This window comes from Chengkuizengella marina, from assembly GCF_009910845.1.
Lineage (GTDB): Bacteria > Bacillota > Bacilli > Paenibacillales > KCTC-33759 > Chengkuizengella > Chengkuizengella marina.
This window is the reverse complement of record NZ_SIJB01000021.1, coordinates 18453-45111: the sequence shown is the minus strand read 5'-3', so window position 1 is coordinate 45111 and position 26659 is coordinate 18453. Positions and strand designations below refer to the sequence as shown.

21 protein-coding genes and 1 pseudogene are annotated in these 26659 nt (G+C 33.8%); 13 read left to right on the top strand and 9 right to left on the bottom strand.

Going from position 1 to position 26659, the window contains the following annotated elements:
- The first annotated feature begins 24 nt into the window (after window positions 1-24).
- From ERL59_RS09010 to ERL59_RS08990, 5 genes are all read left to right on the top strand, one after another.
- Window positions 25-807: an enoyl-CoA hydratase gene (locus ERL59_RS09010; RefSeq protein ID WP_160645880.1), complete on the top strand. Its 783-nt coding sequence runs from the start codon at window positions 25-27 to the stop codon at window positions 805-807.
- A 51-nt stretch (window positions 808-858) separates the two neighbouring features.
- Window positions 859-2388, top strand: a complete 1530-nt coding sequence (locus tag ERL59_RS09005) for an acyl-CoA carboxylase subunit beta (protein WP_160645879.1) — start codon at window positions 859-861, stop codon at window positions 2386-2388.
- Between the two features lie 194 nt (window positions 2389-2582).
- Window positions 2583-3506 carry a VanZ family protein gene (locus tag ERL59_RS09000; RefSeq protein WP_328699924.1) on the top strand — a complete coding sequence of 308 codons (924 nt, stop codon included), beginning with the start codon at window positions 2583-2585 and terminating at the stop codon, window positions 3504-3506.
- A 242-nt stretch (window positions 3507-3748) separates the two neighbouring features.
- The gene (locus ERL59_RS08995; protein WP_160645877.1) at window positions 3749-4696 is read left to right on the top strand and encodes a hypothetical protein; all 948 of its coding nucleotides are present in this window, start codon (window positions 3749-3751) and stop codon (window positions 4694-4696) included.
- Window positions 4693-5253, top strand: coding sequence for a hypothetical protein (locus ERL59_RS08990; RefSeq protein WP_160645876.1), 561 nt, complete (start codon window positions 4693-4695; stop codon window positions 5251-5253). The genes ERL59_RS08995 and ERL59_RS08990 overlap by 4 nt, the downstream gene beginning before the upstream one ends.
- On the opposite strand, the gene ERL59_RS08985 is transcribed toward ERL59_RS08990, so the two are convergent.
- Both ERL59_RS08985 and ERL59_RS08980 read right to left on the bottom strand, forming a co-directional pair.
- Window positions 5246-6112, bottom strand: a complete 867-nt coding sequence (locus ERL59_RS08985) for a LysR family transcriptional regulator (protein WP_160645875.1) — start codon at window positions 6110-6112, stop codon at window positions 5246-5248. The genes ERL59_RS08990 and ERL59_RS08985 overlap by 8 nt on opposite strands.
- A gap of 187 nt (window positions 6113-6299) precedes the next feature.
- Entirely contained in the window at window positions 6300-6608 is a 309-nt protein-coding gene (locus ERL59_RS08980; RefSeq protein WP_160645874.1) for a hypothetical protein, read from the bottom strand.
- Between the two features lie 480 nt (window positions 6609-7088).
- Between ERL59_RS08980 and ERL59_RS21595 the strand changes: the two are divergent.
- Window positions 7089-7199 (top strand): annotated as a pseudogene (locus ERL59_RS21595) (putative holin-like toxin); the annotation flags it as partial.
- Window positions 7200-7280: 81 nt separating this feature from the next.
- Here the strand turns inward: ERL59_RS21595 and ERL59_RS08975 are convergent.
- Complete coding sequence (locus ERL59_RS08975; protein WP_160645873.1) at window positions 7281-8447, bottom strand: ROK family transcriptional regulator; 1167 nt, start codon at window positions 8445-8447, stop codon at window positions 7281-7283.
- 185 nt (window positions 8448-8632) lie between these two features.
- Here ERL59_RS08975 and xylA point away from each other — a divergent pair, with 185 nt between their 5' ends.
- The 7 genes from xylA to ERL59_RS08940 all read left to right on the top strand — a co-directional run bounded on the left by xylA (window position 8633) and on the right by ERL59_RS08940 (window position 20031).
- On the top strand, window positions 8633-9940 hold the full coding sequence (gene xylA, locus ERL59_RS08970) for a xylose isomerase (RefSeq protein ID WP_160645872.1): 1308 nt from the start codon (window positions 8633-8635) through the stop codon (window positions 9938-9940).
- Between the two features lie 110 nt (window positions 9941-10050).
- Window positions 10051-11547 (top strand): xylulokinase, encoded by a 1497-nt coding sequence (gene xylB / locus ERL59_RS08965; protein ID WP_160645901.1) that lies wholly within the window; start codon window positions 10051-10053, stop codon window positions 11545-11547.
- 86 nt (window positions 11548-11633) lie between these two features.
- Complete coding sequence (locus tag ERL59_RS08960) at window positions 11634-12986, top strand: glucose-6-phosphate isomerase (RefSeq protein ID WP_160645871.1); 1353 nt, start codon at window positions 11634-11636, stop codon at window positions 12984-12986.
- 98 nt (window positions 12987-13084) lie between these two features.
- The gene (locus tag ERL59_RS08955) at window positions 13085-13735 is read left to right on the top strand and encodes a YigZ family protein (protein ID WP_160645870.1); all 651 of its coding nucleotides are present in this window, start codon (window positions 13085-13087) and stop codon (window positions 13733-13735) included.
- A 177-nt stretch (window positions 13736-13912) separates the two neighbouring features.
- Window positions 13913-15097 carry an MFS transporter gene (locus ERL59_RS08950; RefSeq protein WP_160645869.1) on the top strand — a complete coding sequence of 395 codons (1185 nt, stop codon included), beginning with the start codon at window positions 13913-13915 and terminating at the stop codon, window positions 15095-15097.
- 243 nt (window positions 15098-15340) lie between these two features.
- Window positions 15341-19027, top strand: coding sequence for a glycosyl hydrolase (locus tag ERL59_RS08945; RefSeq protein WP_160645868.1), 3687 nt, complete (start codon window positions 15341-15343; stop codon window positions 19025-19027).
- 365 nt (window positions 19028-19392) lie between these two features.
- Window positions 19393-20031: a fibronectin type III domain-containing protein gene (locus tag ERL59_RS08940; protein ID WP_160645867.1), complete on the top strand. Its 639-nt coding sequence runs from the start codon at window positions 19393-19395 to the stop codon at window positions 20029-20031.
- A 182-nt stretch (window positions 20032-20213) separates the two neighbouring features.
- Here ERL59_RS08940 and ERL59_RS20745 read toward each other — a convergent pair whose 3' ends face one another.
- The 6 genes from ERL59_RS20745 to rlmD all read right to left on the bottom strand — a co-directional run bounded on the left by ERL59_RS20745 (window position 20214) and on the right by rlmD (window position 26431).
- Window positions 20214-20375 carry a hypothetical protein gene (locus tag ERL59_RS20745; protein WP_201763517.1) on the bottom strand — a complete coding sequence of 54 codons (162 nt, stop codon included), beginning with the start codon at window positions 20373-20375 and terminating at the stop codon, window positions 20214-20216.
- A 107-nt stretch (window positions 20376-20482) separates the two neighbouring features.
- Window positions 20483-21268, bottom strand: a complete 786-nt coding sequence (locus ERL59_RS08935) for a DUF1295 domain-containing protein (RefSeq protein WP_160645866.1) — start codon at window positions 21266-21268, stop codon at window positions 20483-20485.
- Entirely contained in the window at window positions 21246-23054 is a 1809-nt protein-coding gene (locus ERL59_RS08930) for a DegV family protein (RefSeq protein ID WP_160645865.1), read from the bottom strand. Before ERL59_RS08930 ends, ERL59_RS08935 begins: the two co-directional genes overlap by 23 nt.
- A 383-nt stretch (window positions 23055-23437) precedes the next feature.
- The gene (locus ERL59_RS08925) at window positions 23438-24190 is read right to left on the bottom strand and encodes a hypothetical protein (RefSeq protein ID WP_160645864.1); all 753 of its coding nucleotides are present in this window, start codon (window positions 24188-24190) and stop codon (window positions 23438-23440) included.
- A complete protein-coding gene (locus ERL59_RS08920) occupies window positions 24190-24882 on the bottom strand; it encodes a hypothetical protein (RefSeq protein ID WP_160645863.1) in 693 nt (230 codons plus the stop codon). The genes ERL59_RS08925 and ERL59_RS08920 overlap by 1 nt, the downstream gene beginning before the upstream one ends.
- 148 nt (window positions 24883-25030) lie before the next feature.
- A complete protein-coding gene (gene rlmD / locus ERL59_RS08915) occupies window positions 25031-26431 on the bottom strand; it encodes a 23S rRNA (uracil(1939)-C(5))-methyltransferase RlmD (RefSeq protein WP_160645862.1) in 1401 nt (466 codons plus the stop codon).
- Window positions 26432-26659: the final 228 nt, after the last annotated feature.

Below are 26659 nucleotides of genomic sequence, written 5' to 3'. Positions count from 1 at the left end.
CAGTGATAAACCAGGAGGAAACACATGGATAAACAAGTCGTTGTTTCAAAATCTCAAGAGGGCATAGTCAATATTTGTTTAAATCGTCAAACAGCAGCAAATGCATTGTCTCTTCAGATGTTAAATGAACTTCAAGAAATCATTATGGATATAAAATATGATAGATCTGTTCGATGTGTCATTATATCTGGTGCAGGTGAAAAGGTGTTTTGTGCTGGCGCTGATCTTAAAGAACGCGCAACTATGGACCCTATACAAGTACGTAAGACTGTATCCTTGATTAGAAAAAATATAAATGATTTAGAAGAGTTACCCCAACCTGTTATTGCAGCTGTTAATGGTATCGCTCTTGGGGGAGGTACGGAACTAGCCTTAGCATGTGATATTCGAATTGCTTCAGAGAATGCAAAATTTGGTTTAACAGAAACCTCACTAGGAATCATTCCAGGAGCAGGCGGAACACAGCGCCTACCTCGATTGATCGGAAAAGGACGAGCGAAAGAACTTATTTTTACAGCTAGAAAAGTGGATTCAATAGAAGCAGAGAAGATAGGTTTAGTAGAGTATGTAGTTCCATTAGAGAATTTAATAGATAAAGCAAATGAAGTAGCTATAGAGATTGTAAAAAATGCGCCAATAGCATTATCTCAAGCTAAAAAAGCAATAGACAAAGGTTATGATGTTGAATTAAGCACAGCTTTAGCCATTGAGCAGAATGCTTATGAAATTACGATTCCTACAAAAGATAGAATAGAAGGTCTTCAGGCATTTAAGGAAAAGAGAAAACCTGTATATAAAGGTGAATAAATCGATTCATAAAATCTTAATAGGAAAAAGAAGCACAGGGAGGTAGGGACAATGTCATTAGAAGAGAAGTTGCAAGAGCGAGTTGAACAAATACAAAAAGGTGGAGCGAGCAAATATCATGAGAAAAATGCTAAACAAGGGAAACTATTTGTTAGACATCGTTTAGAATTGTTATTTGATGATGGTATTGAACTAGAAGATGCTTTGTTTGCGAATAATATGGCAAATGATTTACCAGCAGACGGAGTTGTAACTGCTGTAGGGAAAATTCATGGTCAAGTCGTTTGTGTTATGGCTAACGACTCTACTGTCAAAGCTGGTTCATGGGGTGCTAGAACGGTAGAGAAGATATTAAGAATACAAGAAACAGCTGAAAAACTGCAAGTACCGCTTATCTATTTGGTGGATTCAGCAGGTGCTAGAATTACTGATCAGGTGGAAATGTTTCCAGGACGTCGTGGAGCAGGGAGGATTTTTTATAATCAAGTAAAATGTTCAGGGAAGATCCCGCAAATATGTATCATGTTTGGCCCGTCAGCTGCTGGTGGTGCGTATATTCCAGCTTTTTGTGACATCGTCATTATGGTGGAAGGCAATGCCTCAATGTATCTAGGCTCTCCAAGAATGGCAGAGATGGTGATTGGTGAAAAAACAACATTAGAAGAAATGGGTGGAGCTAGAATGCACTGCTCTGTTTCTGGTGTTGGAGATATACTTGCTAAATCTGAAGAAGAGGCCATCAGTTTAACGAGGGATTATATTACATACTTTCCTGCAAATTATTCAGAAAAGCCATCCGTTAAAGAGGCAATTTCGCCAAAGCAGTTTGAAAAAACACTTGAAGAAATTATTCCTAAAAACCAGAATGTTCCTTTTAATATGTATGAGCTCATTCATAGAATTATTGATGAGGACAGTTTCTTTGAAATTAAAAAATTATTTGCTCCTGAATTAATTACTGGGTTTGCTCGAATGAATGGACAATCTATTGCCATCATTGCAAATCAACCGAGTGTAAAAGGTGGGGTTCTATTTCATGACTCTTCTGATAAAGCAGCAAAATTTATTACATTAGCTGATGCTTTCAATATACCCCTTTTATTCCTGGCTGATGTACCCGGATTTATGATCGGTACAAAAGTTGAAAGAGCAGGGATTATTCGACATGGTGCCAAATTGATTGCTGCAATGTCTGAAGCCACCGTTCCAAAGATATCTATCATTGTTAGAAAAGCGTATGGAGCTGGTTTATATGCAATGGCAGGACCATCTTTCGAACCTGATTGTTGTCTTGCACTTCCAACTGCTCAGATTGCTGTTATGGGACCTGAGGCAGCTGTGAATGCCGTATATGCAAACAAAATAGCTGCATTACCAGAGGAAGAAAGAGCTGCTTTTATAGAGGAAAAACGAGAAGAATATCGTGAAGATATAGACATATATAGATTAGCATCGGAAATGATTATAGATGGTATTGTTCCTGCAAATTCATTACGTGGTGAGCTAGTCAATCGATTTGAAACCTATATGTCAAAATATATGGTGTTCACAAATCGAAAACATCCAGTTTATCCTGTATAAGAAAGTGATATAAGGAATTGTATATCTAATAATAACTTCAGTTTGAATGATAGTTAAATTGAAAGCCATCATGATATAATATGATGGCTTTCATTATTGCTAATTATTACGTTTTAAGTTTTATTCATTATATTTAATGTGGTAAAGTAGGAAATAATACAACATAGAATTAGCATAATAAGAAAGGAAGTTTTATTATTCAAAGAAAACATCGTAACATCATTCTAACAATATTAGTAACTTATACATCTTTAATCATTTTCTTTATGTTTTTTGGATTCGGAAGATCTACCATAGATGGAAGACAAGAATATATTTTTAATTTAATTCCTACTGGTATTCCTTTGCAACTTCCTTATTTCGGACTCCCCCAAGAGACTTTTAACTTTACATTATGGCTTTTTGATTTTGGAAATTTTGCAGCTTTCATCCCTTTCGGAATATTCATTCCATTGTTCTTTCGTTATAACTTTATTCAATTTATCGTATTATTTTGCTCTTCTATTTTTATACTGGAAACCTTACAAACGTTAACTTTTCTTGGAAGTTTTGATATAAACGATGTCATTGTAAATACACTAGGGGCTACCGTAGGTTTTTTTGCTTATAAAATTGGGATTCGTTCAAACAACATTTTAAAAAAAATTGTTATCACAGGTGTAACAACAGTTATCTTATCCATTGGTGTACTCGTTGTTGCAGATGTATTCAACCCATCACCGAGTGTTATAGCACTGCATAAATTAACTGAAAGTCAAAGCAATTTAGTAGAAGACAATAATTTCTCTAGTTTTGAAGTAGCGGATGAAAATATTAATCCTAAATTAAATGTGTATAGTAGTAAAGGTGAAAATTTCAATCAGTATACATATCAACTAGAGGGTAAGTATACACAACTTTCTGGTTTTGTTGGTATCCCTGATGATATTAATGACTATCAAGGTAGTGTAGTTATTTCTGTTGATGGGAAAGAAAGGATGAATCAATCCTATAGTAAAGATATACCTCCTTCACCTCCAGGATATTTTACAATTGGTTTAGAGAATGCAAACGAGCTTAAAATAACGTTTAATGATTCAAATATATTGTTATGGGATGTTACACTATTGGAATTTTAAAATTAAGGAGTTATCCCATATAAGACAAAAAAGTGATTTGGTTAAATTAGTTTAAAGCCATCATGGATTCCGTGATGGCTTTAATTGTTACTATTATTTAATAATGAATCAACCTTAACTTTCAACAATTAAAAAGAAACTTTATTTGTGGTGAGTGGTATTAATATCTAGATAAAAAAATGAGAGTGATTTTACAAAAATATAAAATATTCAATACAGCTGGATTAGTGGGGGCAACGAATTTGAAAAAGAGTATTTTTTGGGTAGGTATTGCGATTTGTATTTTAAGTTTCATAGGTAATTATTTATTTTTTCAATCAGAACAACTTAAAGAACCTATTTTTTTAGATCACTATTATGATTTTGAGAATTATAATAACAATGATATTGACCTTACATTTTATTATTTAACCAATAAAAATGATACTTTTAAGATCAAAAATGCTTTAATTAATGGTGTTGAAGTATATCCAGTCTCATATGGTGGTTTCTCAATGTTACCAAATAATACACAACAGTATGAACAAGAGTTTACACATCATTACTTAAAGTCTGTAACTTTCTCAATACCGTATAGCTCTATATCATCTTTTGAAAGCTTAGAAGAAGTATGGTCCATTGAAAACATGATTGTATCCTTTTATGATCATAAAGATATCAATGCCGAGATTGGTAAAATAAATATTTACACTAAACCATCAACGGACAAGATTTTTGATTTTCAAGTTAGCGGAAGCAGTAACCAGCATAGAGAATATAAAATTATGACTGCATTACAGTCGTTGAACATAAGCAACATCTCTGTTCCTTTTGAAGAACTGATAGATGAAGTAGAAATTAAAGTAAATCTAAATCAAGAAAAATTGAAGCAACTAAAGGTTCTCAAATATGGAGGGGATTCTCCTGCTTGGTTTGATGATGAAAGAAAAAAAGATTGGAATGAATTGGAAGGTGTATCTACTAAAGAGCAGTTGTTTCCTTTAAAAATAAGGGCGGGGGATTGGATGCAATTGCAAATGGCTTTCAATCCGAATCATAAAAGTTACTTTCAATTCGGGATTCGCATTGAAGGTGTTACAGAAAATGGGGAACCTTTTGTAGAACGAGTCCTTATTAACGATTATCCACATTTAAGTCAAAAGAATATTAATGAAATTATAGAAGCAAAGCAAGGAGTGGTATCAGAATGAGCCAAGCTTTTAACAAAATATTCTGGGGAGTTTTATTAACTTTTATTGATATCCATATCATTATAATAGATATCTTTCCTGATCCACTAGGTTATTATTTTATATATGCAGGTGTAAAGTTGTTACCTGTATATGTTCCGTCTAGTCAAAGAGTGAAAAATGTCGCCATTCTGCTAAGCATTGCAACTCTTCCAACAACGTTTTATCAAAATGATATATTTAATACCTTAAGTCAAGTTCCCAATTTATTGATATGGTCAATTTATAATACTTCTTTAGGGTTGCTAAACTTAATTTTAGTTTATTATACTTTTCAGTTGATGATGGACATTGTAAACAAGTCGGGTGAAGAAGCATTAATTAGAAGAACTTCTAAAACGTTTACTGTTTATGTGTCTGTGTCTCTGATTCTAATCTTATTTCAAACATTTATGATGAATATGACAAGAGACTTATTATTTACATATGTTTTAGTGGCATCTATTAGTGGCATCATTCTGGAAATAACTTTATTAATCTTACTAAGAAAATATAGGAGTATTAAAATTATCATTTAACTTTAGCTTTATTGGCTTCCTCAATAAAAATTTTAACAGCTGGAGACATGTGTTTAAAGGATCGAACGGCTAAACCAATTTGAAGTTGCATCTGTGGGCTCAGTGGAATAACGTGGATTCCAGTTAAATTTTTGGGTAAAGCCATTTCTGGCAAGATTGTAATTCCCATTCCCTCTTGAACCATAGAAATAATCGTGTTGATATCCCATATTTCAAACTTCGTATTTGGGACAGAACCACTGCTTTTAAAGAAGTCTTTGATGTAGATTTCACATCCCCCTCTTGGCATAATAATGGGTTCAAGACTAAGCTTCTCAGCGCAAACGGTTGTTTCTGAAGACAATGGATGTTTAATAGGAAACAGTGCACTAAAATAATCTGTTATGAGAGGTACAGTATCAAAATTATGATTAGGGAGGGTGATAAACCCCGTATCAATGGTTCCTGAGACTAGCCAATGTTTAATTTCTTCACATGACCCTTGTTGGATGTCGAGTTCTATTCCTGGATATAAACTATGAAAGGCACCTATAATCTTAGGGGGCAAATTAGTAGGACAGCTAGGAAAGCAGCCTACTTTTAAAGTTCCAATTTTTAATCCTCTTATATCTGCTACTTCTTGTTTAACACATTCCAGATGATGAAGGCTCTCTTGGATATGGGGGAGTAACCGCTTACCTATATCTGTTAAATAAACGCCATTACGTCCTCTCGTTAATAAAGTAAACCCTAATTCTTCCTCTAATCCTGCAATTGAATGGCTTATATTAGACTGTGTTAAATGAAGAGCTTTTGCAGCCTTTGTAAATGTTCCTAATTCAACAACTTTAAGAAAAATTTCAAGTTGTATATATGTCATGTTGTCCAACCTCCAAAAGTGATGGAACGTTTTCTAGGATCTATCTTAATTGAAGCAGAGTAGATCTAAATTCTTTTAAAATATTATACTTTTATATTTCTGATAATTCAAATAATTATTTTTTGCTATTATACAAAAATTTAAAGTAAATAATAGACACCCATACAGGTGTCTATTATTTACTATATTAGTAAGGTAGAGGAGGCAATGGTGATTCTGGGGATGGTATTGGTATTATTGGTGAAGGTGGTTGTGGTAAAGGGGGTAAAGGTATTGGAAAAGGGGAGACAAACCATTCGCAAGGTCCTTCATAGCCGGGTGGTTCTTGTCCGCAATAAGGAAAACTTGGAGATGGAATATTTGGTTCAAGCAGATGCAAGAGGGTATGTGTTTCATCATCAAGGTCAGATTCATGAGCAAATACTGGACTAACTGAAAAAATCATAGTAAATGCTAATAGAGCAATCAATAGTTTTTTAGACAGTTTGTTATTCATAATGATTGTTTCCTCCCAAATAAGTAATGTTTTTGGTAAAAGTGTTAATTACACTAAATGAGTGTTATTTTTTATAAAAACCTCCTTTATTTTATAGATTATGTAAATGAAGAAAAACAATTTAGAATCTGAGCTGTTAATGTATGCGTTTTCAAAGAAGTTATAAGTTACGATGCTTGGTTCAACAATATATAAGTTTGTTATATTAATTTTGTCTAAGATTGTTTCTCTTTGCTAAAATCATACTAGATAAATTATGATAAATAAAATGAATATTCTTTATGTCAAATATTGATATTATTCATATAACCCCAACAATTTGTTAGTCTCAATACAAGGTCATTCTGGATAATGCATTTGTGAAATATTGAAATCCATGTTAAATCATTTTACATTTAACTGATTGAGGCTATGTACAATAGTTGACAAGGCGGTAGGCTGATCCCTCATTTTTATGGAGAGGGGATGCCATGACAGTTTGAATCCATTTACTTAATGATAACCTTTGGGTTGCTTATAGTGACTTTTCTGTCTTTTAAGCACAAAAACAGACCGCCTTCTGCCCAAAGGTTAAACGGTCTATTTTTGTAAGACTTTGATCCCTACCGCTCTAAAGCGGCTATTGTATGAAACCATTGGTGTTACTGCACCTAATAACTGGTTGGTGGTGGATTAAATCAGTTCTTCATGTTCTGCAAAGAAACTAGAAATTGCTAATGAAGCGGCACCTAGAGCTGCAGATTTTGTTCCAAGATCTGAGAAGATGATTTTTGTGGTTTGCCTATGGTAAGTTAACGCTCGTTTTTCTACCGTGGATAGTAGAGTGTCCTTCATCCATGGTTCAGCAGTACTTAACCGACCCCCAACAATGATTAATTCTGGATTAAAGGTATTTATAATATTAGAAACTCCAATGCCTAAATAAGTCCCTACTTTATTGAATTTTTCAATTACTTGTTGATCTCCTTGAGAAGCTTGCTGAACATATTGTTGGAGTTTATGCTCATCATGAGAGAAAGATTGATTTTGATTTAATAGCGCTTTTTCTGAAGCATATAATTCCCAACAACCTGTATTACCACAACTGCATTGTTCACCGCTTGCTTCAATCGTCATATGACCTAGTTCACCTGCATAACCTGAGTAACCACGATAAATTTCATTCGTCAATATCATTCCGGTTCCAATGCCAATCCCAGCGCTAATATATATTATGTTTTTTATGTTTTTACCTATTCCATACTCTTTTTCTCCTAATGCACCCGCGTTGGCTTCGTTATCTATCACGATGGGTACTTTAAATTCTTCAAATAAAATTTGCTTGAGCTGAACATCCCTCCATCCTAAATTGGGAGCATGTAGAATGGTACCTTTATCATTTACGATACCTGGAACACCAATGCCAATTCCAATTATTCCATAAGAACTTTTTGGAGCTTTTTGAATTAAATTATGAATACTTTCAATTAGAGTAAATATAACGTCATCTGTTGAAAGTGAATGAAGAGAGCTTTTTTGTTGAACAATAATATTTCCAGATAAATCTGTAATCATAGATAATATATAATTTACACCAAGGTCTATTCCGATTGCATAACCTGCTTGTTTATTAAATAATAACATTACTGGTTTTCTGCCACCGCTTGATTTTCCAGGACCTGCTTCATACACTAAATGGTTTTCTAATAGTTCATTAACAAGTGTTGATACAGTCCCTTTATTTAATCCTGTTTTTTCCGAAATCTCAGCTCTGGAAATCATTTTATGATTGACAACTTCATCTAAAACAATGGTTTTGTTCATTTTTTTGATTAAATTTTGATCGCCTGTAATCTTCATAATACACCTCAAAGTTAGATATTCATTAATATTAACATGAAATGGAAGAAAAATATACGACTTTGTTTATTGAATGTACAAAGTAACAGATTAATGTTAAAATAAATTAAACAAAGTCGATCTAAACCATCATACAGTCTAGTACTAATAAACATATTACAAATTGTGAAAGAGGGATTTTGATTATGAGTATATTTAATAACGTAGGCAAAATTCAGTTTGAAGGAAAAGATTCAAAAAATCCATTTGCTTTTAAACACTATAATGCTTCTGAAGTTGTGCTGGGAAAAACAATGGAAGAGCATCTAAGGTTTGCATGCTCCTATTGGCATACATTTACAGGAACAGGAGCAGATCCATTTGGTTCAGAAACCATGCTTCGTCCTTGGGATACTCAAAGTGGAGTGAGTTTGGCAAAGGCAAGAGTAGAAGCAGCATTTGAGTTTTTTGAAAAATTAGGGATGCCTTATTTCTGTTTTCATGACCGAGATATTGCACCTGAAGGAAATAGCTTAAAGGAAACAAACGAAATTTTAGATCAAATCGTAAATCAAATACAAGATCAAATGAAAACAAGCAAAGTGAAGTTATTATGGAATACAGCGAACATGTTTACAAACCCAAGATTTGTCCACGGGGCTGCAACCACAAACAATGCAGATGTATATGCTTATGCTGCAGCACAAGTGAAGAAAGGTCTTGAAACAGCAGTTCAACTTGAATCAGAAAACTATGTGTTCTGGGGTGGACGTGAAGGATATGAATCTTTGTTATATACGGACATGGAATTTGAGTTAGATAATTTAGCAAGGTTTTATCATATGGCGATTGACTATGCTAAGGAAATCGGATTTAAAGGACAATTTCTAATTGAACCAAAACCAAAAGAACCTACAAAACATCAATATGATTTTGATGCGGCTACTACAATTGCCTTTTTACAAAAATATGATTTACACCATCATTTTAAATTAAACTTAGAAGCGAATCATGCAACTTTAGCTGGTCATACGTTTGAACATGAGTTAAGAGTGGCCCGTATTAATGGCATGCTTGGTTCGATTGATGCGAATCAGGGGGACTTATTACTAGGATGGGATACAGATGAATTTCCTACAGATTTATATTCTGTCACTTTAGCGATGTTTGAAATTCTTAAAAATGGTGGATTAGGATCAGGTGGTGTGAATTTTGATGCTAAAGTAAGAAGAGCTTCAATGGATCCAGAGGATTTATTTTATGCACATATTGCAGGTATGGACAGTTTTGCAAGAGGTCTCAGGTCAGCTGGGAAATTAATAGAAGATCGTGTATTGGATGAGGTGATTGAGAATCGTTATGACAGTTTTAAAAGTGGCATTGGTTTAGAGATTATTTCAGGCAAAGCCAATTTTCACACATTAGAACAATATGCATTGCAAAATAATGAAATTAGAAATAAATCAGGTAGATTAGAACAACTTCGCTCAATCTTAAATGAATATATTTTTTAAGTCATTCTCAAATGAGAACTATCACTGATGAGCAGCAACTCCCTTTGTTAACAGAGGGAGTTTTATAGTTACTGCGAATCTCTATTTGATATGTAAGGAGGAATAAAATGATGAAGTATGTCATTGGTATTGATTTAGGTACAAGTGCTGTGAAGGTTTTATTAGTGAATAAAGAAGGAGAAGTTTGTATTGAATGCGCGAAGGAATATCCTTTGATACATGAAAAGTCAGGGTATAGCGAGCAAAATCCTGAAGATTGGGTGGAACAAACCATTTTAGCATTAAAAGAATTAGTTGATCATGGGAATGTTAATCCTGAAGATATTGAAGGAATTAGTTTTTCGGGGCAAATGCATGGATTGGTATTACTAGATGAGAATTATGAAGTGATTCGAAATGCAATCCTTTGGAACGATACCCGCACGACTAAACAGTGTAATGTAATTAAAACAAAACTTGGGCAAAAGTTGTTTAAGATTACTAAAAATCCCGCATTAGAGGGTTTTACATTGCCTAAAATTTTATGGGTACAAGAAAACGAAGCTGAGCTTTATGAAAAGACGGCTGTATTTTTATTACCCAAAGATTATTTGAGGTATCGATTAACGGGACAAATTCATATGGATTATTCTGATGCAGCGGGTACGTTATTATTAGATGTTGTGAATAAAGAGTGGAGTAAGGAAATTTGTGAATTATTAAATGTTAATATTAGTTTAGGTCCTCCATTAGTAGAGTCTCATGATTTAGTAGGGAATTTATTATCTGAAATCGCTGAACAAACAGGTTTAAAAGAGGAAACAAAAATCTTCGCTGGTGGGGCAGATAATGCTTGTGGAGCAATTGGTGCTGGAATTTTAACACCAGGTGTAGGGTTATGCAGCATTGGAACATCCGGCGTGATTTTATCTTATGAAGAAGATCGGAACAGGGATTTTAAAGGAAAGATTCATTTTTTTAATCACGGTAAAGAAGATGCATATTATGTGATGGGTGTTACTCTTTCAGCAGGACACAGCTTAAGTTGGTTTAAGGATACATTTGCTCATTCTGAAAGTTTTGAAGATATCGTGGAAGATGTGAATCATGTACCTATAGGAGCTAATGGACTTTTATTTACACCTTATTTAGTAGGTGAACGTACACCTCATGCAGATGCTGTGATTCGAGGGAGTTTTATTGGAATGGATAGTTCACATAATAGAGATGCTTTTGTGCGCTCCATAATGGAAGGCATTACTTTCTCTTTAAATGAATCGATAACATTGTTTAGAAATGCTGGAAAAAAAGTAGATAAGATGATATCTATAGGTGGGGGAGCTAAAAACGATGTTTGGCTGCAGATGCAAGCCGATATTTTTAATACCGAAATACTTAAGTTAGAAAATGAGCAAGGACCGGGTATGGGAGCAGCAATGTTAGCGGCTTTAGGTTGTGAGTGGTTTTCTTCATTAGAAGTTTGTTCAAATCAGTTCATTCAGGTTTCCAAAACATTCCAACCTATTGACGATCATGTTAACAAATATAAACAATTATATGAAGTATATAAAAATATTTATCCTCAGACAAAGGATTTAAATGAAAAACTTAAACCTTTTAGAGAATAGTTTAATTAAGTTTGCAATAAACCTGTTACTTAAAGTATGCTTAAAGGTAGAGAAAAAGAAATTAGATTGAGTAGGAGGAGAATCATTTGAAAAAGCTTCAATTTGATTACAGTAATGCACAACCATACTTACAGCAGCACGAAGTGGATTATTTAGAAAATGCTGTTCAATTAGCACACAACCAGTTACATGAAAAAACAGGCGCTGGATCTGATTACTTAGGTTGGATAGACCTACCCACAAACTATGATAAAGAAGAATTTATACGAATTGGGAAAGCGGCAGCAAAGATCCAATCTGATTCTGAAGTACTAGTCGTTATTGGTATCGGTGGTTCTTATTTAGGTGCGAGAGCAGCTATAGAAATGCTTTCACATCATTTTTATAACAACCTGACAAAGGACACTCGTAAAACGCCAGAGGTTTACTTTGCAGGGAACAATATCAGCTCTACATATATAACACATTTATTGGAGCTTATCGGTGATCGTGATTTTTCAGTCAATGTGATTTCTAAATCAGGAACTACAACTGAACCGGCAATTGCATTCCGTATTTTTCGGGAAGTATTAGAAAATAAATATGGTAAAGAGGAAGCACGAAAACGCATTTATGCAACAACAGATAAGGAAAAAGGAGCTTTGAAAAAGCTATCTACAGAAGAAGGTTATGAGACCTTTGTGATTCCTGATGATGTTGGTGGAAGATATTCCGTGTTAACGGCAGTGGGACTATTACCAATTGCAACAGCGGGTATTGATATTGAAGATATGATGAATGGTGCCGCTGAAGCACAGAAAGAATTTAGCAATCCAAATTTAAAAGAAAATGTAAGCTATCAGTATGCAGTAGTAAGAAACGCTTTATATCGTAAAGGTAAAGCGATTGAAATTTTGGTAAATTATGAACCTTCACTACATTATGTTTCTGAATGGTGGAAACAGTTGTACGGGGAAAGTGAAGGAAAAGACCATAAAGGCATTTACCCAGCATCTGTAGATTTCTCTGCCGACCTTCACTCTATGGGGCAATTTATTCAAGAAGGAACTAGAAACCTGTTTGAAACCGTCATTCAAGTTGAAAAGCCGACTGTTGAAATCGAAATCAAATCAGATAAAGACAACTTAGATGGGTTAAACTTCTTAACTGGTAAAACAATGGACTTTGTAAACAAAAAGGCATTTCAAGGTACGATGTTAGCACATACAGATGGTGGCGTGCCTAACTTAATCATAACGATTCCTGAGATTTCTCCTTATTGGTTTGGTTATTTAGCATACTTCTTTGAAAAAGCGTGTGGTATTAGCGGATATCTAATGGGGGTAAATCCTTTTGATCAACCTGGAGTAGAAGCATATAAGAAAAATATGTTTGCCCTTTTAGGAAAACCAGGATTTGAAAAAGAAAAAGAAGAATTAGAATCCCGTTTAATTGAATAAAGGTTTGATGGAGTTACTTAATAAATGTTATAAATTTATAAAGCGGTTCACTGTTGTGGACTGCTTTTTGATGGGAAAATTCGTTTGGAGGTTGTGAGATGGAGTTAGATTCATATAAAACATTGAAACAATCAGGATCAGCAGAAATTGTCATCAAAAAATCTAGGTTTATTGGACATGCAGCACCCGCAACAACTGAAGAAGAAGCACTCGAGTTTATTACTAAAATTCGAAAAGAGCATTCTGCTGCAACACATAACTGCTTTGCTTATATCATAGGAGATAGAGATCAATTTCAGAAACAGTCAGATGATGGAGAACCAAGTGGAACTGCTGGTAAACCCATTTTGGAAGTGATAAAAAATCAAGGGTTGAAAAATATCGCTGTTGTAGTTACAAGATATTATGGTGGAATCATGCTTGGAGCTGGGGGGCTTATTCGAGCTTATACAGAAGGAGCGGTTGTTGGAATTGAAGCATCACAACCCATTTTTAAGAAGCTTCACCAGGAAGTTAATGTAGAGGTGGATTATACTTGGCATGGAAAAGTGGAGAATGAATTACGTAATCGTGATATGATGATAAAGGAGATTCTGTTTACAGATAAAGTAACGCTTGTATGTTTACCATTAGCTGTTGAAGCTGAACAGTTTATTGCAAATATGATTGATTTTACACAAGGTCAAGGGAATGTTGCTAAAGGTGAACAGTTATATATTGATCACTCTATCCATGAAATAATAGAGTAGACTTGGTAAGCCTACTTAACACTATAAGGATTTAAAATGTTTCGTCTTCCACGGCTTCTTAATCTGCAGGATTTTTTAATAGTAATATGGACAGTAACATCGGTACTATTAGTAATAAAGTAAATATTTCATTGTATATATAAGAAGTATGAAATGAACATAAACGAGGGCAAACTTATGAACTTTCGATTTTGGATACTCATTGGCATTGTAGCCATATCTGGATTTAATCAAGGATTACTTCTTCCTTTAATTGCAATTATTTTTGAAAATGATGGAGTTCCTTCTTCTGTTAATGGACTGAACGCAGCTGCATTATATATTGGAATTTTATTTATTACACCATTTATGGAACCTCAATTAAGGAAATATGGATACAAACCGATCATTATTTTTGGAGGTTTGCTCATTATCATATCTTTAATGTTATTTCCTTTATGGAAAACTTTTTGGTTTTGGTTTGTGTTGCGATTCATCATTGGCATTGGAGATCATGCTCTTCATTTTTCAACACAAACATGGATTACTACAACCTCAGAAGCAAATAAACGTGGTCGAAATATCTCAATATATGGACTATCCTTTGGCATTGGGTTAGCCGCAGGCCCTTTAATGACACCTCTCGTTCAAATCAGTGAGGCATTACCATTTATGTTGTCTTCTTTATTATGTTTTATAACTTGGATGTTGATTTTTATATTAAGGAATGAATATCCAGAGAAAACGAATGATTCGGATTCATTTAGAGAAATGATGAATCGATTTTCAAAAGCATGGAAATATGGATGGGTAGCCATTCTACCTCCTCTTGGATACGGTTTTTTAGAGGCCTCATTAAATGGAAGTTTTCCAGTATATGGACTACGCATTGGGTTTAATATAGAAAATATATCACTTCTGCTTTTTGCATTTGCTTTGGGTGCGATCGTATTACAACTTCCTCTAGGAATGATAAGCGACAAGCTTGGTAGAAGAAGTGTATTAATTACGATTTTATTTTTAGGGATGATTAGTTTTCTAATTGCTAGTTTACTAGAACATTCATTATTGGCTCTTACGATTTGTTTGTTCATTGCAGGAATGGTTGTTGGATCAACTTTTTCATTAGGGATTAGTTATATGACTGATTTATTGCCAAAAAATTTATTGCCAGCGGGGAATTTATTATGCGGTGTAGCTTATAGTGTAGGTAGTTTAGCAGGACCTTATTTTGGTGGTATTATCATACAATATTTTAAATCAATCAGTTTTTTTCACATCGTTGCCTTTGTTTTATTTTTACTATTGATAGCAGTAGCTTCTTTCAGACAGGACCCTGCTATATCTCAAACAATATATAAAAAAAGCGTGGATACTCTATGATTAATTAATTTAATATATTTCAATTTTTTTGCATATTTTTCCTATACAGCTACTATAAGTTACTGTATACTAAAAATAAAACATGTTGTAAGCGATTACAATTTTTGCGTAATCGTTATACATCAAGTCATTGAGAAACCTGCTAAGAATTTGATAAGAAAGAGGTGAATGTAGCTTTACCACAATATTGAAATCGATTTCAATATTGTGTGTTCAAATTCAAATTTTTTGGGAGGTATACATTTGAAAAAAATTAGTATGATTTTATTGTCATTGTCCCTTATTCTTGTTGTTTTTCCATTAACATCTTTAGGTTTTAATGGTGAAGTGAATGTAGGTCAGGGGAGTTATTCTGAAGTACTACCCCCAGGCGCAACGAATATACAATCAGCGATATATAAAACTTCGAATGTGACGGGACCTATGCCAACAAACGACTGGTGGAGCTCCACTGCTTTTCAAGCCTATTCCGAAAGACAATACCCGCATCCATTAGCTGTATGGAATCGATCGAATGGTCTAAGAATTTTTAATCCATCCCCAGAAATTGAAGGTTTAAATGGTTTTATTAAAGGCTGGATGGGAGAAACGGATGGGAATGATTTTACAGTTGGACATAGTAATGTTGGTGCGTTCCCAGATACCAGAGTAGATAGTTACAGTGATTGGTTTGTCACTAATTTATTTGCAAGTGGTTCCAATACGATGAAAGTATCTTATGGTCATGGATCACCATATGTTTATTTTACTTATTCAGGTGGAAATCCTAGATTAACATTCCCTGCTACTCCCTCGGTTTGGTCTGGAAATGCTAATAGTCCTGTCTTAGGGATTACAATTAACAATAGACATTATGCTTTATTTGGTCCTTCTGGCTCCACTTGGTCAGGAATTGGAAGTTCTACATTGACGAACAACTTAAATGGAAGCGATTACTTTTCAGTTGCCGCTCTTCCAGATAATTCAGTGGCAACTCTAAATAAATATACTCAATACGCATATTCGCATGTTACAGATACATTGGTAACTTGGTCTTATAACGAAAATACGAGCCAGGTCACAACAACTTATACTTATACAACAAATCAAAAGGAAGGATCTCAAACAGGTACTATTTTTGCTTTATATCCACATCAATGGAAGAATACTTCAAAATCATTGCTGAGTTATACTTACGATTCAGTGCGTGGCATGATGAAGGTAGCAGAAGGAGATTCATTCCAAACGAATATGACGTTTAATGGGGTGATACCGGCTATACCTGATTTAGGGACTTATGATATGAATGTTTTAGCTGGATACGTGAATGAAGCTGAAGGTGAGGTTTACTCTGGTCTCATTGATACGTATTGGGTAGGTAAACGCTTGGGTAAAATTACTACTCTTGCAACGATTGCCGACCAAGTAGGGGATACAAGCGCAGCGAATCAGTTTAGAAATGAAATTAAAGATAGATTAGAAGATTGGTTTACAGCAAGTGAACCAGGTGGCAATTTAGGAAGTACTGAAGTATTTTATTATAACGATAATTGGGGTACGATGTTTGGTTATCCAGATAGTTATGGATCTGTAACAGATTTAAATGATCATCATTTTCATTACGGTTATTTTATTCGTTCTGCTGCGGAAATTGCAAGGTTGGATTCAAACTGGTCATCAACATCCAATTGGGGTGGTATGGTAGATTTATTAATTCGTGATATCGCAAGTGATGATCGGAACGATAACATGTTTCCTTTCTTGAGAAATTTTGATATTTATGCTGGTCATTCTTGGGCTTCAGGTAATGCAAACTTTGGAGATGGCAATAATAACGAATCTTCTTCTGAGGGCATGAACGCTTGGACAGGAATGATATTATGGGGTGAGGCTACGGGTGATACAGCTCTCCGTGATTTAGGAATTTATCTTTATACAACGGAGATGAATGCCATTAATGAATACTGGTTTGATGTGTCAGGTGAAAATCATCATGATGGTTTTAACCGAGAGACAGCGAGTATGTTATGGGGGGGGAAAACCGTTGGTGATGGTGTTTGGTGGACAGGGAATCCTGAAGAAATCCACGGTATTAATTGGCTTCCTTTCCAGTCAGGATCTTTATATTTAACACAATTTCCAGCTTATACTGAATTAAACTATAACGCTTTGATTAGTGAAAACGGAGGCACAAACTGGGATGCATGGGAAGATCTCATTTGGATGTATCGAGCGATAGAAGACCCAGCTGATGCACTAAGTCAATATAATGCACGAGCCAATGTATTTACACCAGAAGCAGGGAATTCTAAAGCTAATATGTATCATTGGATTCATAATCTAAATGCAATAGGAACAATAGATATTTCAATTACAGCTGATTATCCTTTATATGCTGTGTTTAAAAAAGGAAATACAATGACGTATATTGCTTATAATATGTCTAATAGTGTGAAAACCGTAAACTTCTCCGATGGGACTTCCATCGTTGTTCAACCAAATAGCTTTAATATTGGTAATGGGCAAGCTGATACTATCCCTCCGAGTCAACCAACGAATGTCACGGTTACAGGAACTACTTCAAGTAGTGTAAGTTTATCTTGGAATGCTTCCACAGATAATGTAGGTGTGACAGGATATGATGTTTATCGAGATGGAAGTTTAGCAGGGTCATCCAGTACAACATCTTTTATTGATAATGGTCTTTTGGCAAGCACAACATATACTTACACTGTAGTTGCCAAGGATGGAGCAGGGAATACGTCTATTCCTAGTAGTTCTGTTCAAGGGACAACTGATCAATCCAATGACCAGACTCCTCCTAGCCAACCTGAAAATGTAGCTGTAACGGGAGCGACTTCAGATAGTATAAGTTTGTCTTGGAGTGCGTCCACAGATAATGAGGGAGTTACAGGTTATGAAGTGTATCGAGATGGTAGCTTAGCAGGAACATCAGCTACTCCGAGTTATACGGATACTGGTTTAACAGCCAATACAACATATAGTTATACAATAGTTGCCAAGGATGCAGCAGGAAATTCCTCTACTGCAAGTAGTGCTGTTCAAGCGACTACAAGTGATGTTGGATCTGGAAACGTCATTATTGAGAACGATTACACAATTGAGATGGTAGAAACAAACGCTAATTCGGCTTTATTTAAATTCACTCCTACATCAGGAACATCCAATTTTGTTGATTTCCATTATAAAGTGAACAATGGCGGACAAATTAATGTAGGGACAGTTTATAATGGTGGTGTATGGGAATATACGATACCTGGACTGAGTCAAGGAGATGTGATTGACTTCTGGTACACTTATACCATTGGAACACCAGCATATAATTCACCTGATTATCAATTTACATTTGGTTCTGGAGGTGGTGGTCAGCCAGATACAACACCTCCTACAACACCATCATTAAGCTCAACTGGTCAATCAGATACAACAGTAGATCTTTCTTGGTCAGCATCAACGGATAATGTTGGGGTTACAGGATACAAAGTATATCGAAACGGATCAGAAGTAGGTTCAACATCCACAACTTCTTTCCAAGATACAGGACTTTCTTCTTCTACGACGTATAATTACAATGTGAGAGCTTTGGATGCTGCTGGAAATGAATCAGGCTCAAGTAATATAGTAACTGTAACAACGGATGCTCCATCAGGAAATACGATTATTGTTACGGATGATTATACAATTGAAATTCAAAGCTTAAATTCAACAAGTGCACTGTTTATGTTTACACCCAATACAGGTTCTAACTTTGTGGACTTACATTATATTGTGGATAATGGGGGCCAACTTAATGTTGCGACTTCTAACAATGGCGGTACATGGGAGTACACAGTGAATGGTTTAAATCCAGGGAGTCACGTAGACTTTTTCTATACATTTACAATTGGAACTCCAGCCTATGATACTCCGTCATATGGATATGATCATTAAACAACAGATAGGAAATTATCTTAGGTAAAAGATAGAAAATGTTATATTGACGTAATTAATGCACACATTACATTAATATGAAATAGTGGTGACAAAAAAGAGGGATCTTTTAAGGTCCCTCTTTTGTTATATATTTTAAAAAAATATTTATTAGTGAATTGGTAGTTTCGGCATTATACATAAAAATTTATAACTATAAGGAAATATAAGATAATTAAAGGAAAATAGTTCTAAATCATAAATGTATACGCTTCATTCAATTTATACAGCTGTATATTCAATTTTACTATATTTAACTATGTAAACTATAATGACATAGAATAGAAAGTATGGCCAACTTTCAGACAAAAATTAGGAGGATTTATATGTTTACATCTTTATTTAAGAAAAAAATGGTAATATTCCTGACATCTTTTATGATAATTGTTGTTAATATTTCTCCTTCATTAGCTACTGAAACAATAGAAATACAAGCTCCTACAAATTTACAAACTAGCATATCAACGGACTTAGAATATTCAAAAGTTGTTTTAAACTGGGATTATTCAGATTTATCAAACATTGACCATTTTAATGTTTACTCTAGTGTTGATTTAAATGCAATTAGATTACATGCAGCGTATCCTACAACGACTGAATTCATTGACCCTCAAGGTGTTTATGCAAATACAACTCGATATTATTATGTAACCGCAGTGGATGTAAACGGAAACGAGTCAGAACCTTCAAATATAGCAACATTTAATGCAGGAAACTATACAAATCCTGGAAATATTTATATTGGTTGGAGTAAAGTAGATCCAGATGCAGGTGCATATTGGGTAAGCCAAGGTTATCAAGCTGATTATGTGATTATGCATTATACTAAAGATGGAGTGCAACAAAATGTTAAAATGCCTAATGTAGGTGGTGGTGCTTGGATGCTTTCTTTTGATGACATTCATGAATTATCTGATGTTAGCTTTACATGGCATTATTTGGGATTTCAATACGATAGTGAATAAAGATAATAAAAACTATGGAAATTATTTTTACATAAGATATGAACTCATCTAAGAAAAATGAAGTCCAAAGAGTGATAAGAAACAAAAAATTTCCCCTTCAAGTAGTTAGATTTAATCTATCTACCTTTAGGGGAGTATATTAAAACTCAGTATTGGGCGTTTTTTCTCAATTATCCTAAACTTTATTGCAGCCCAGCTTTTTCCATGGCTTGTTCCCAATTAGGAAAGTAGTACAGAGCATTTTTCATTAAATCGGGATGCGCTTTTTTTACACTTTTTTTGGCTAATTTTTCACCATTATTATGCAATTCTACAATTTGAGTAAGCACTTCTTCTGGACTCATATTTGTCTCCAATACCTACTTCACATCCTTTTGATATTATATGGTATATTACCCATCATTTCTAAAGTGGAATTAATTTATTCAATTCTCTGTTCTTTAATTGTCAATTATGACTGCGATGATATTTTTTTTGGAGGCAAGGGAATAAATCGACTTGTCTCTTGTTTGTATTTTTGATATTCTACATTGTTTTTATAACGACGATCTAAAAAAGGAACGCCGGATACTCTGAGCAGTAAGAAGTTAATAAATAAAGCACTAAACAAACCAATCCATCCATAATCTAGTGTAACTATGATTAAGAAAATTCCCCACCACATGGTAGCTTCTCCAAAATAATTCGGATGGCGTGTATATCTCCAAAGTCCTGTATTTAATACTTGCTCTTTATTGATTCGATTTTTCTTAAACTGCGATAATTGATAGTCTCCAACAACTTGAAATATAAATCCTATGAACCAGACAACAATTCCTGCAATCATGAAGAAGTTTATAGAGTCAATACCAGATAGATTTGCTCTCATTATTGGATACGATAATAGTAACATAATTGCGCCTTGAAACATGAAGATGCGAAAAAAACTAATGAAGACAACGTTTTTACCCCATGCTTTACGCATGTTTACATAACGAAAATCTTCTCCTGTTCCTATTGAACGAATCCATAAATGGGTGGCTAATCGAATACCCCACAATGTAATTAAACTGTTAACGATGATAGCAGTAATCGAGATATTGTTAGTTATGATCATACTTGACCAGCTTATGATAACGAAACCTAACCCCCAATTAATATCAATAATAGAATTATCCTTAATCTTTAGAGCAATAAGGAATAACATCACCATATAAACAAAAATAACTAAGCTATTAATGAGATATAGTTCTCCCATGTGTAACATTCAACTCCCTTGTATTTTTTTTATTAAACATCATTGCAATACTAACAGCGCCTTTTCCAGCATGTGCTCCAATAACAGGTGATACGTTCGATGTAAATAAGGCTGTTTTTCCAGTTGTTTTTTCCATAAAAGATTGCATGTCCTGAATCAATACGGGACTATTTGCATGTAATAGAACATAATCTTGAATTTCATAATTTTTGTTCATTTTTTGAATTAGTTTAAACATCTTTTTTAAATTGCTTTTACGAAAAAAAGTAGCACTATATAATTTAGAACCTCCCTTGTCATTCAATGAAATGATAGGTTTTATATTCAACAATGATGCTATTTTTCCTTTAAGAGGACTAACCCGTCCTCCTGCAACCATATGTTTTAAGGTTGGAACAGACACCAAGATCTCCGTATTATCCATCCACTGATTTAATTGATCTAATATGTTTGTCATGTCTGTTTCTGATTGAATCAGATTTACTAGTCGATGTGTTAATAATCCGTATGTTCCAGATAAGTTTTTAGAATCAACAACATGAATCCTCTTAGAATCTATTGAACTCGCTATATTTTTACAAGATTGATAAGTTCCGCTGAGTGCCTGTGATACATGGAGTGAAATGATTTGGTCATATTGTGTAAGTAATTGCTCATATAGAAATTGTATTTGCCCAGATGAAGGCATAGATGTTTTTGGCTGATAATTCAAGTTCTCCAGTTTATTATAAAATGTTTCAGGCGTTATAGTTTGTTTGTCAAAATAGATCGTGTCATTTAAATCAATTTGAATAGGCAGGACATGGATATGATGCTTGTCCATCCACTCTTGAGGTAGATCACAAGCAGAATCCACTACAATTGCAATTGGTGACAGTCGTTGATGTTTGGCTTGATACTGTCTAAGCATATCTTCTATTTTATGTTCAATCACTTTTCCGCAATTTTCTAATGATTCCATAATCTCTTCTGGATCATCTGTATGACAATGAATTCTTATTTTTTTCTTGTTTCCAACAACGATCAAAGAACTGGATTGTGATGATAGAGACTTTTTTATCATATTAGTAGATACTTTTGGCTGAATTAGAAATTCTGAGCAGTATCTATGATCATGTTCGTTCCAACTAGAATGATCATCACTCTCATAAATATCTTCAAATGTTTGTTCAGATGTAACTACTTCCAATAGTTTAGTTTTTTGAGTCATGCCTTTTATAAAATAATAAAATGCTAATGCCCCAGCATCTACAAAGTTTTGCTTGGTCCAAAGAAAGATAGATTCTTTGGTTTCCTGGACAGCTTGAAATAAAGGGGTTAGGGATTTTTGAATTCGATATTCTAAAGATTCATTTTTAGAATCTTGCAAAAATTGATTTAAGTTCTCTGCCCATTTTCTCATGACAGTTAAAATTGTTCCTTCTTGAGGCTCAGCAACAGAATCCGCTGCAGCTTTTGTAGATTTTTCAACTAATTTAGGGAAGCATTGATAAGAGAATTTTTCATGTTCAATTCCTTCAAGTAATCGTAATAAAAATTGAGAGAATATCGCCCCAGAATTCCCTCTTGAATGACGTATGATACAATCACTTAGTTGGGGTACATTCGCTTTTTCAAAAGGTTGTGTTTCATAACATTCCTTTAAGCGCTTCATAAGATAACTCAAATTACTCCCTGTGTCTCCATCTGGGATTGGATAAACATTTATTCCATTTAACTCATCTTTTTTTTGAGATAATAATACAGCTCCTTTATATATCAATTCATGGACTTGACTTTTCTCCATTTTTTACCTCCATCATTCACTATATTCATCAAATGTTATGCAGTTAGTATATTGATTTTAGAATTCATACTATATTATATCATTTATTAAATTATAATAGTTATAAAGTTCGACAAAAAGCGATAATTTTTTTATTCAACGAATATATGATTGAAAGTATTTAGTAGAGGGTTAGACTATAAGTGGAGAGTTGGTCACAAATCATGACAATGTTTAGAATAAAGTTAAATATGCATTAAAATAAAGTGGGCTTATAAAATACAGGAGAAATGAAATAAGTAAAAAGTAGTTCTTTGACTTATTTCATTTCTTGTATTGTTCTTTGAAAAGTGTTTGAAATTTATTAAAGTAATCAAAAGAATAAATCTATGTGTAGAGGTTTACTATCCTGAAGATTTAAACTCTAACTCAGATTCGTTTAAATAGTAAAGTTCATCTATATTATTATAATTACCGTTTGAATATCCACCTCCATAAAATAAATGATTAGGGAACGAATTTTTATTAAATTGATCATATGAATTCCAACCAAAATACAAGTCATGTTTTGGAAATAATTGATTAATAAAGAACTCAATAGCTTTATTTGATTTTATGTGTGTGAATGAATCCATTACATGAATCCACTCTGTTGGTAATGGATTGATTCCATAAGACGTTGTTTCCATGGAGATCGTTGTTTCCATTTGAATTTTTGGATGATATTTTTCTATACCATTTGCCATTGTATATCCCCTATCTTTAATGAGATAGAATTTTAAATGTTGCACACGATCTTCAGGATGTATGTTCCAAACAAAGAAATACGTCGAGAAGTCTTTTTTATTTATTTTCCAAACACTTGGTCGTCCTTTTAAGTCAATGGACATAACTTCCCATTTATGCTTTTGCCAAACCCAAAAGCTTGCTCCATAATCATTGCTGTCAGAAATAAAAGGAACAAATAGATGTGTTTCGTCAAGAAGGATTTTATCTTGTATGTTATTTACAGATGTTTCAGGAAATTTGTTCATTTTCTCTATTAATTGATCGTTGGATGGTATAGCATTAGGTTTAGCCAAATAGAACCAATAAAACAAAAATAGAATGATACTTATGCCTATAACAAATAGCAGCTTTTTCTTATCAGTCAACATTATTTTCCCTCCTCTAAAATTGAATGCTCTGAACGAAAATAAAGTTGTCCTTTTTCTGTCATGAGTAAAATCCCTTTCCCATCTGCTTCAATATGAATACTTGTGTTGAGACCGCTTCCCCATTTAGGTGAAGTTCCAACTAGTAGATAGGGGAATCTTTCTCTTTTTTTGTTAAGAATAGTATCTTCATACCACTGTTCACTATTGATTGTACTTTGTTTTAAATTACTTATTTGTTTCAATCTATCTTTATTTAGGCTAATATTCTCTGCTGAAGGATGACTTTTAATAATCGTTGCTTTATCCGCATTTGAAATGTATGTTGAAATTTGATTTGTTGGGTATAAAATTGGATGAATAAGAACAGCAATGAAAGTTGATACAATAAATATAAAATTAGCAAAAAATCCGATCCAAGCAAAAGAACGATATGTTACCCAGCGCTCTTTTTTTCGTTTGAGAAATCCATATAAAATCCACACACCAAGAGGTAATATTGGAATTTTTAGGACTGTATCAAATAGTTCTAAATGTATTGTAAAAGACAATAACCCAATTAAAGTAACGAAGATAACTTTCCATATTTTTAGCTTGTTTTTTAATTTTTTATAACTATTAAATACTAATTTTGCAATAACAATCCAAGCAATAATTTCTGCCGTTAAAGCTATGATGTTTACGGAATGGTTCATTATAATTAAATCCTCCGTTAATGTAATAAATCTTTACTATAAACCTACCAATCATATAATTATTTTTTAACTTTCATCAAAAATAAAGCTCAAGCAAAACGATGCTTGAGCCTTAATTTAATTTTATAGTTAATTTGCTCATGGTGAATTATTTTTTGATAAACACAGCTACACTCTCAATTTGTGATGTATTAGGAAACATATCTACAGGCTGAATCCATTTCAGATGGTAACCATTCCTTAATAAGTATGAACTGTCTTTAGCTAAGGTTGATGGGTTACATGAAACATAAATGAATTTTTTAGTCTTTGCTCTTACTACAGCCTGAAGTAGCTTGTAGTCACATCCAGTACGAGGAGGATCAACGACAATAACATCTGGGCGGAATCCTTGATTCATCCATTTTGGTAGTAAGTTTTCAGATTTTCCTACATAAAATTGTGCGTTATCAATTCCACTTAGTTTTGCATTTTTTTTAGCATCATTGATGGCTTCAGGAATCTCTTCAATCCCACGAACCTCTTTTACGTAAGGAGCTAACCATAGACTAATCGTTCCTGTGCCGCAATAAGCATCCACAATTTTTTCATGTCCTCTGATATCAGCAGCTTTCTTCACTGTGTTGTATAGTTTAATGGTTTGCTCAGGATTCAATTGGAAAAAGGCTCTTGGTGATAAAGAGAAATTCACATTTCCCAACGATTCTTTGATTTGTCTTCTGCCCCATAGGATATTGGTCTTACTTCCAAATATAATGGAAGTTTTTGCAGAATTAATGTTCTGGGCTATCGTTGAAACTTCTGGAATATTTTCTCGAATTAAATGAATAAGTTGATCCATTTTTGGGATTTGTTCTTTTGTTGTTACTAAAGTTAATTGATTCTCATTGGACTTAAATCCTGTACGTACAACGATTGTTTTTAAGATTCCTTTATTATTTTTTTCATCATAAATCGGAATCCGTAACTCTTGCACTATTCTTTTTGTTTTTTCAACAATTTGATTGATCGTTGGATGATGAATAGGACATCCAGAAATATCAACAAGCTTGTGGGATCTTGCGGAATAGAGTCCTGTTTGAACAGAACCTTTATGAAATCCAACCTGATATTGTGCTTTATTTCGATATCCCCAAGGGTCCTCCATGCCGATGACAGGTCGGATATTTATTTTGGTTTTATCTGTATAACGATTGAAGGATTCTCGAATAATATCCTCTTTTACACGTAACTGTTCTTTGTAGTCTAAATGTTGAAGCTGACAACCTCCACATTCTTCATAAATGGAACAATGAGGTTTTATACGATGTTCTGATTTCTGCTCAATTTCTACTAATTCAGCTCTGATAAAGTTCGGTTGAATTTGTATTACTTTGGCTTTTACAACCTCATCTGGAAGAGCTCCTTCAACAAAAACCGCTTTCCGTTTGTAATACCCTACACCTTCACCATTAATACCGATCTTTTTTATAGTAACAACAAGCAACTCTCCGGTTTTTAATTCTTGAGCTGCAGAGGTTGTGATGAATTTTTTCTTATTCTTCTCCATGAAAACTCTCTCCGTTTTATTTGAATTGGGTTTGTCTTTATTATTTATTCTGTTTTACATCATAACAATGATAAGGTGGAAAAACAATGGAGGAAGGTTGGGTTAATTATTTTTATATACTTAAAAAAAAACAACAGTCCGTTATTTCCCTCTTATAACGGACTGTTGCCATGATACCATTCAATCTTTGGTAAAATAGATGAATAATGTACCATTTTTTAACAACAT

Bases quoted from the DNA above. Each gene is read 5' to 3' on its own strand.
- rlmD (WP_160645862.1), bottom strand. From the start codon at position 26,431: ATGGAGAAGAATAAGAAAAAATTCATCACAACCTCTGCAGCTCAAGAA.
- ERL59_RS08985 (WP_160645875.1), bottom strand. From the start codon at position 6,112: ATGACATATATACAACTTGAAATTTTTCTTAAAGTTGTTGAATTAGGA.
- ERL59_RS08975 (WP_160645873.1), bottom strand. From the start codon at position 8,447: ATGAAGATTACAGGCGATCAAAATTTAATCAAAAAAATGAACAAAACC.
- ERL59_RS08990 (WP_160645876.1), top strand. From the start codon at position 4,693: ATGAGCCAAGCTTTTAACAAAATATTCTGGGGAGTTTTATTAACTTTT.
- ERL59_RS08980 (WP_160645874.1), bottom strand. From the start codon at position 6,608: ATGAATAACAAACTGTCTAAAAAACTATTGATTGCTCTATTAGCATTT.
- ERL59_RS08950 (WP_160645869.1), top strand. From the start codon at position 13,913: ATGAACTTTCGATTTTGGATACTCATTGGCATTGTAGCCATATCTGGA.
- xylA (WP_160645872.1), top strand. From the start codon at position 8,633: ATGAGTATATTTAATAACGTAGGCAAAATTCAGTTTGAAGGAAAAGAT.
- ERL59_RS08955 (WP_160645870.1), top strand. From the start codon at position 13,085: ATGGAGTTAGATTCATATAAAACATTGAAACAATCAGGATCAGCAGAA.
- ERL59_RS20745 (WP_201763517.1), bottom strand. From the start codon at position 20,375: ATGAGTCCAGAAGAAGTGCTTACTCAAATTGTAGAATTGCATAATAAT.
- ERL59_RS08930 (WP_160645865.1), bottom strand. From the start codon at position 23,054: ATGGAGAAAAGTCAAGTCCATGAATTGATATATAAAGGAGCTGTATTA.
- ERL59_RS08920 (WP_160645863.1), bottom strand. From the start codon at position 24,882: ATGAACCATTCCGTAAACATCATAGCTTTAACGGCAGAAATTATTGCT.
- ERL59_RS08940 (WP_160645867.1), top strand. From the start codon at position 19,393: ATGTTTACATCTTTATTTAAGAAAAAAATGGTAATATTCCTGACATCT.
- ERL59_RS09005 (WP_160645879.1), top strand. From the start codon at position 859: ATGTCATTAGAAGAGAAGTTGCAAGAGCGAGTTGAACAAATACAAAAA.
- ERL59_RS09010 (WP_160645880.1), top strand. From the start codon at position 25: ATGGATAAACAAGTCGTTGTTTCAAAATCTCAAGAGGGCATAGTCAAT.
- xylB (WP_160645901.1), top strand. From the start codon at position 10,051: ATGAAGTATGTCATTGGTATTGATTTAGGTACAAGTGCTGTGAAGGTT.
- ERL59_RS08935 (WP_160645866.1), bottom strand. From the start codon at position 21,268: ATGGGAGAACTATATCTCATTAATAGCTTAGTTATTTTTGTTTATATG.
- ERL59_RS08925 (WP_160645864.1), bottom strand. From the start codon at position 24,190: ATGTTGACTGATAAGAAAAAGCTGCTATTTGTTATAGGCATAAGTATC.